General features: G+C 69.0%; 6 protein-coding genes. 2 read left to right on the top strand and 4 right to left on the bottom strand.

The window, feature by feature from the left end; genetic code table 11:
* The 3 genes from ACFFCN_RS18210 to ACFFCN_RS18200 all read right to left on the bottom strand — a co-directional run.
* On the bottom strand, nt 1-1,100 hold a 1,100-nt coding region (locus ACFFCN_RS18210; RefSeq protein ID WP_375493971.1), incomplete at its 3' end, for an SURF1 family protein.
* 39 nt (nt 1,101-1,139) lie between these two features.
* Complete coding sequence (locus ACFFCN_RS18205; RefSeq protein WP_375493969.1) at nt 1,140-1,622, bottom strand: peroxiredoxin; 483 nt, start codon at nt 1,620-1,622, stop codon at nt 1,140-1,142.
* Nucleotides 1,619-2,047: a DUF3052 domain-containing protein gene (locus tag ACFFCN_RS18200; protein ID WP_375493968.1), complete on the bottom strand. Its 429-nt coding sequence runs from the start codon at nt 2,045-2,047 to the stop codon at nt 1,619-1,621. The genes ACFFCN_RS18205 and ACFFCN_RS18200 overlap by 4 nt, the downstream gene beginning before the upstream one ends.
* A 150-nt stretch (nt 2,048-2,197) precedes the next feature.
* On the opposite strand from ACFFCN_RS18200, the gene aceE reads away from it, so the two are divergent.
* Together aceE and ACFFCN_RS18190 are read left to right on the top strand one after the other, a co-directional pair.
* On the top strand, nt 2,198-4,960 hold the full coding sequence (gene aceE, locus ACFFCN_RS18195) for a pyruvate dehydrogenase (acetyl-transferring), homodimeric type (protein WP_375493966.1): 2,763 nt from the start codon (nt 2,198-2,200) through the stop codon (nt 4,958-4,960).
* The gene (locus tag ACFFCN_RS18190; RefSeq protein ID WP_375493965.1) at nt 4,957-5,286 is read left to right on the top strand and encodes an antibiotic biosynthesis monooxygenase family protein; all 330 of its coding nucleotides are present in this window, start codon (nt 4,957-4,959) and stop codon (nt 5,284-5,286) included. The genes aceE and ACFFCN_RS18190 overlap by 4 nt, the downstream gene beginning before the upstream one ends.
* 68 nt (nt 5,287-5,354) lie before the next feature.
* Here ACFFCN_RS18190 and ACFFCN_RS18185 read toward each other — a convergent pair whose 3' ends face one another.
* Nucleotides 5,355-6,329: a DUF559 domain-containing protein gene (locus tag ACFFCN_RS18185; protein ID WP_375493964.1), complete on the bottom strand. Its 975-nt coding sequence runs from the start codon at nt 6,327-6,329 to the stop codon at nt 5,355-5,357.
* Nucleotides 6,330-6,472: the final 143 nt, after the last annotated feature.

The raw sequence follows: 6,472 nt of genomic DNA, 5'->3' as shown, positions 1-6,472 counted from the left end.
TGCATGTCGTCGGTGACGCGGTGCGGGGCCTGCGCCGAACGCCGTGGCGCGTGCGGCTCGGCGAGCCCGGGCGCGACCCGCGGCCGCGGCGTCACCGGCCCCGAGCGTGGCACGACGTCGCTCGGGTCGAGGGCGTCCATGCCCAGCGAACGCCCGTAGCGGTCGGCGAGCCGCGCGGCACGACGCCGCCGCTCCGGCGCGATACCCATCCGGGCGAGCTCGCCTGTGCCACGGACGGCAAGCTCCCCGCCACCCGTCCCGGCATCGAGCGCAGCCGGCTCCGGCGGGGCGTCGAACTGGATCCGCTCGGGGTCGATGCCGAGGTATTCGCGCCGGGCCTCGCGGATCTCGACACGGCTGACCAAGAACGGCGCGGCAGCGGCGAGCAGCGCGAAGACGTACCACTGCAGGATGTAGGAGAACAGCTGCAGTTCGCCTGCACCGCCCGTCGGATTCGACAGCTTGATCGGCGGCAGCGTCCGCAGCCCGGCGGTGCCCGGCTGGCCCTTGCCGATCGTCATATACGCGGCATACGTCGGCACCTCCGACCGCTGCGCCTGCTGCGTCGGGTTGATCGTGCTGATCTCGGCATGGCCGATGCGAGCGAACTTGTCGTCACCCGACTGCGCGTTCTGCAGCCGTCCCTGCAGCTGCACGACGCCGGTGGGCGGCGGCGCGACCCGACCCGGATGGGCAGCGGCACCGACGGCAGGGGTGAACCCGCGCACGACGAGCAGGTCGCCGGTGTCGGTGCGCAGCGGCGTCACCACGTAGAAACCTTCGTCGCCGCCCTGCGACTGATCGGCCAGGTACTGCTGCCGCTGCGGCTCGAAACTGCCGGTGACCGACACCGTGCGGAAGCGGACGGCGAGCGGTCCCGGCGCCGGACCGCGGCCGGTCAGCGGCACGAGAGATGTGCTCAGCGGCATGACGTCGGCTCGGGCGTTGGCCTTTAGTCGGTGGTTCTGGTCGACCTTCTCGCGGAAGCGATGCAACTCGAACGTGCCCATGCCCACGCAGGCCACGAACAACACCGCCATCAGCGCACCGAGCGCGGCGTAACGGGGCTGGCGCAGCGTCCAGATCGCCGCCCGCAACACGTCGCAAACTGTACGCGCGGCGGTTGTGCGCCGGGTCGGTCACAGCGCCGTGATCGCGGCCACCCAGTCGTCGGCGTTGCGCGGCTGACCGGGACGGTTCAGCTCGGTGTAGCGCACGATCCCGGAACGGTCGACAAGGTACGTGCCGCGGTTGGCGACCCCGGTGTCGGTGTCGAACGCGCCGAAGCTCGCCGCGACGGCGCCGTGCGGCCAGAAGTCCGACAGCAACGGGAAGTCGTAGCCCTCACGCTCGGCGAAGATCTTGTGCGCATAGACGGAGTCGACACTGATGGCCAGCGTCTGCACGTCGTCGTTCTGAAACGTGTCGAGATCGTCACGCACCCGGGCGAGCTCGCCGGTGCACACGCCGGTGAAGGCGAGCGGATAGAAGATCACCAACACGGCCCTGTCGCCGCGGTAGCGCCGCAGCGCGATCTCTTCGTTGTTCTGGTCGTGCAGCGTGAAGTCGGGCGCAACGTCGCCGGAGGCGATTGTCGGGAATGGGCGTCCTACCTGCGTCACCGCTTGGCGCCGGACGAGCGCCGGCCGACGAGGCGTGCCGCGGACCAGTCTTGGCCGACAGTGGTGATCGACGTCTGCGACAACCCGGCGATCGAGGCAGCCTCGGCGATGTCCGACGGCTCGACGAAGTCGTCGCGCCCACGCTTGGGCGTCAGCAACCAGATGTAGCCGTCGTCGGCGAGCGGGGAGATCGAATCGACCAGCGTGTCGGCGAGATCGCCGTCGCCGTCGCGGAACCAGAGGAGGACGACGTCGACCACCTCGTCGGTGTCGTCGGCGAGCAGGTCCTCGCCGGTGTGCTCGGCGATGTCGTCGCGCAGCTGTTCGTCGACATCGTCGTCGTAGCCGGACTCCATCACGATCATGCCGGGCTTGAGACCCAAGCGCTCGGCGGACCCCGTCGCGGACGGGGGGGTCGGGCTCACCGCGGCTACCTCCCTGATCGACCGACGGTAGAGCTGGTTTCTCTACCAATCGGTAACTCGTGATCCGACCCTAGCGGCTCATGAAGGTGTTCACTTGGCCAGGACGCATTGTGCCGTAAATCCGCACCCCGCGAGCAACGAGGAGAACGCGTGACCCGCGATCGCTTCAGCATCATCACCGATGGCTTACCCAATCAGCTGCCCGACATCGACCGCGACGAGACGCGGGAATGGCTCGAGTCGCTGGACGCCGCCATCGACTCCGACGGCCGCCAGCGCGCGCGGTTCCTGATGCTGAAGCTGCTCGAGCGCGCCCGCGAGCGTCAGGTCGGCGTGCCGGGGTTGCGCAGCACCGACTACCTCAACTCCATCCCGCCGGAGCGCGAGCCGTGGTTCCCGGGCGACGAGGACATCGAACGCCGCATCCGCGCCTACATCCGGTGGAACGCGGCGATCATGGTGTCGCGGGCGAACAAGACCGTCGGCGTCGGCGGGCACATCGCCACGTACGCCAGCGCGGCGTCGCTCTACGAGGTCGGCTTCAACCACTTCTTCCGCGGTAAGGACCTCGCCACGGGCGCCGGCGACCAGATCTACTTCCAGGGCCACGCCGCGCCGGGCATCTACGCGCGCGCGTTCCTGGAGGGCCGGCTGTCCGAGCAGCACCTCGACGGATTCCGCCAGGAGATGTCGCACGCTCCGAACGGCCTCTCGTCGTACCCGCACCCGCGGCTCATGCCCCACTTCTGGGAGTTCCCGACCGTCTCGATGGGGCTCGGCCCGATCAGCGCGATCTACCAGGCGCGGTTCAACCGCTACCTGCAGGCGCGCGGGCTGGCCGACACGTCCAACTCGCATGTCTGGGCGTTCCTCGGCGACGGCGAGATGGACGAGGTCGAGTCGCTCGGCGCCATCGGCGTGGCCGCCCGCGAGGAGCTGGACAACCTGACGTTCGTCGTCAACTGCAACCTGCAGCGCCTCGACGGGCCGGTCCGCGGCAACGGCAAGATCATCCAGGAGCTCGAGGCGTACTTCCGCGGTGCCGGCTGGAATGTCATCAAGGTGGTCTGGGGCCGCGACTGGGATCCGCTGCTCGCCCGTGACGGCGACGGCGCGCTGGTGAACCAGATGAACGCGACACCGGACGGGCAGTTCCAGACGTACACCGTCGAGAGCGGCGCGTACATCCGCGAGCACTTCTTCGGTGGTGACCCACGCCTGCGCCGGATGGTCGAGGACATGTCCGACGACGAGCTGCGCAAGCTCTCGCGCGGCGGACACGACTACCGCAAGGTCTACGCCGCGTTCGAGGCCGCGCGGGCGCACACCGGCCAGCCCACCGTCATCCTCGCGAAGACCGTCAAGGGCTGGACGCTGGAGTCGTTCGAGGGCCGTAACGCGACGCACCAGATGAAGAAGCTGACGGCGGCCGACCTCAAGGCCTTCCGCGACCGGCTGTACTTGCCGATCTCCGACGAGGCGCTGGCCGCGGACCTGCCGCCGTACTACCACCCGGGCGAGAAGTCCGACGAGATCCAGTACATGAAGGAACGTCGCGCGGCGCTGGGTGGAGCTTTGCCGAAGCGGGTCGTGCGCGCCAAGCCGCTGGCCCAGCCGGCGGACAAGGTCTACGACGACTTCCGCAAGGGCTCGGGCAAGCAGCAGGTGGCCACCACGATGGCGACGGTGCGGCTGTTCAAGGATCTGATGCGCGACAAGGAGATCGGCGCGCGGTTCGTGCCGATCATCCCGGACGAGGCGCGCACGTTCGGCCTCGACGCGATCTTCCCGTCGGCGAAGATCTATTCGCCGCACGGGCAGGAGTACGACGCCGTCGACCGCGAGCTGCTGCTGTCGTACAAGGAGTCCGAGTCGGGCCAGATCCTGCACGAGGGCATCTCCGAGGCGGGCTCGATGGCCTCGCTCATCGCGGCGGCCACGTCCTACGCCACCCACGGCACGCCGATGATCCCGTTCTACATCTTCTATTCGATGTTCGGCTTCCAGCGCACCGGTGATCAGTTCTGGCAGCTCGCCGACCAGCTCGGCCGCGGGTTCGTGTTCGGCGCGACGGCCGGCCGCACCACGCTCACCGGCGAGGGCCTGCAGCACGCCGACGGGCATTCGCCGCTGCTGGCGTCGGCCAACCCGGCGTGCGTGGCCTACGACCCTGCCTTCAGCTTCGAGATCGCGCACATCGTGAAGGCCGGCCTCGCCCGGATGTACGGCATCGGCTCGTACGGCAACGACGGCGTCTCCGACCGCGACGTCTTCTACTACCTGACGATGTACAACGAGCCGATCCTGCAGCCGGCCGAGCCTGCTGAGCTCGACGTGGACGGCCTGCTGCGCGGCATGTACCGCTACTCCCCCGCGCTGGACGCAACCGGGCGGCCGCGTTGCCAGCTGCTCGCGTCCGGCGTCGCGGTGCCGTGGGCGTTGGAAGCGCAGCGGATGCTCGGCGAGGAGTGGGGCGTCGACGCCGACGTGTGGTCGGTGACGTCGTGGAACGAGCTGCGTCGCGACGCCGTCGACTGCGAGCAGCACGCGCTGATGCACCCGCAGGACGAGCCGCCCGTGCCGTTCGTGACGTCTGCGCTCGCCGACACGTCCGGCCCCGTCGTGGCGGTGTCGGACTACATGCGCGCGGTGCCCGACCAGATCGCGCGGTGGGTACTGAATGCCCAGCGCGACTACACGTCGCTCGGTACGGACGGCTTCGGTTTCGCCGACACCCGCGGTGCGGCACGGCGGTTCTTCCATGTCGACGCGCAGTCGATCGTCGTCGCCACGCTCGAGCAGCTGGCGCGGCGCGGCGAGGTCAAGCGCGAAGCCCCGCGCGAGGCGTTCGAGCGGTACCGGCTCGATTCGGTCACCGCGGCCGGCGCCGGCAACACGGAGGGTTCCGCGTGACCGTCATCAAGATCAACGCCATCACGGTGCCGGCGGACAGTGGCGACGAACTCGCCCACCGGTTCGCCGCCCGCGCCGGTGCCGTCGACGACGCCGACGGCTTCGAGGGCTTCGAGCTGCTCAAGCCGACCGACGAGCGCCGGCAGTGGCTCGTGGTCACCCGCTGGCGCGACGAGGAGTCCTTCCGCGCGTGGGTGTCGTCGCCGGCGTTCGCGCACGGGCACCGCTCGCAGCGAGAACGCGACGGCGGCGATGCCGCCAGTGCACCCAAGCCCGTCGGCGTCGACAGCGAGGTCTGGAACTACGAAGTAGCCGTCACCAACTGACCGCGTCGCCCCCCTTGATGCGTCTTCCCACCCGAGTTGGTCGCTGCATCGGCCTGCTGCAGCGACCACTACGGGTGGGAAGGCGACGAGGTCACGGCAAGCGCTGAACGTAGACGCTCTGCGGTGCTCGGCCAGTACCGCGTGACATCAGCCCAGATCACGCGTTCGACACGGAAACCGAACCGGCGCAATGCCGCCTCCCGGCGCTTTTCCGCCCACAGTGCATCCGCGGAGTATTTGACGCGACCGTCGACCTCGAGGACCAGTTGCTGCTGTGGCCAGCAAAGGTCGACGCGATACGGCCCGATCCAGCTCTGCAGCTCCGGCGCGGGAAAGCCGTCGTCGTGCAGCGCCAGACGGGTCAATGATTCGAGCGGCGACTCCGCGCGCGCGTCCGCGAATGCGCAGACAGTGCGAGCCTGCCGGACACCCGGCCACCCACGCGCGCCGTCGAGGACGAATTCGAGCTCCTCGTGCGAGGTCAAACCCTCGCGCAGTGCAGCGTCCGCGGCGATTACTCCGTCACGGCGATCGTGGCGCGCAAGGTCGATGACCGTCCTGGCGACAGTGGAGACGGCAACCCCGTGCCAGGCCGTCATGTCCAGCGCAGCGAACCACGCGCCGTAGACGTGGGATCCCGAGCGCAGGCCGAGACCGACCTTCGGAGGTGCCGTCGACTCCGCCGATGCCGGCAGCGCCAAGGTCGGTAAGCCGTGCAGCACGGCAGCCGATCGAGCGCAGACGACGTGATCGGGGTGACGCAGCACCGTGGCGCTCGCGGCCAAAGCGTGCCGACGTCGGGCGATCAGCCAAGGTTCTTCCCCACTGGGGGCGACGTCGACCGGTGCAATGACCCCATAAGCCGGTGACGTCCATCTGCGTGTACGAACCGCGTTCCGACTCGCAGATCGCGTGAAGCCGAGAGAACTCAGCTGCCCGATCGTCAGCACGTAACCCTGCGTGCGCGCGAGCAGCATGTGCGGCGATTCGTCTGCAAGCCCGTTCCACCATGCCTGCCACTGCGCCGCTGATTGCTCGTCCACGAGAACAGATCGTGGCCGACGAGCGTCCCCGACCGGCCGTTATCCACATCCCCTTTCTCGCCTTCCCACCCGAGGTGGTCGCGATCGAGGCCTCCGTCAGCGACCATCCCGGGTGGGAAGGCGAGAAAGGGGATGTGGATAAC

The organism is uncultured Jatrophihabitans sp. (genome assembly GCF_964246335.1).
Taxonomy (GTDB): Bacteria; Actinomycetota; Actinomycetes; order Mycobacteriales; family Jatrophihabitantaceae; genus Jatrophihabitans.
This window is presented reverse-complemented; position numbering and strand designations above follow the sequence as displayed.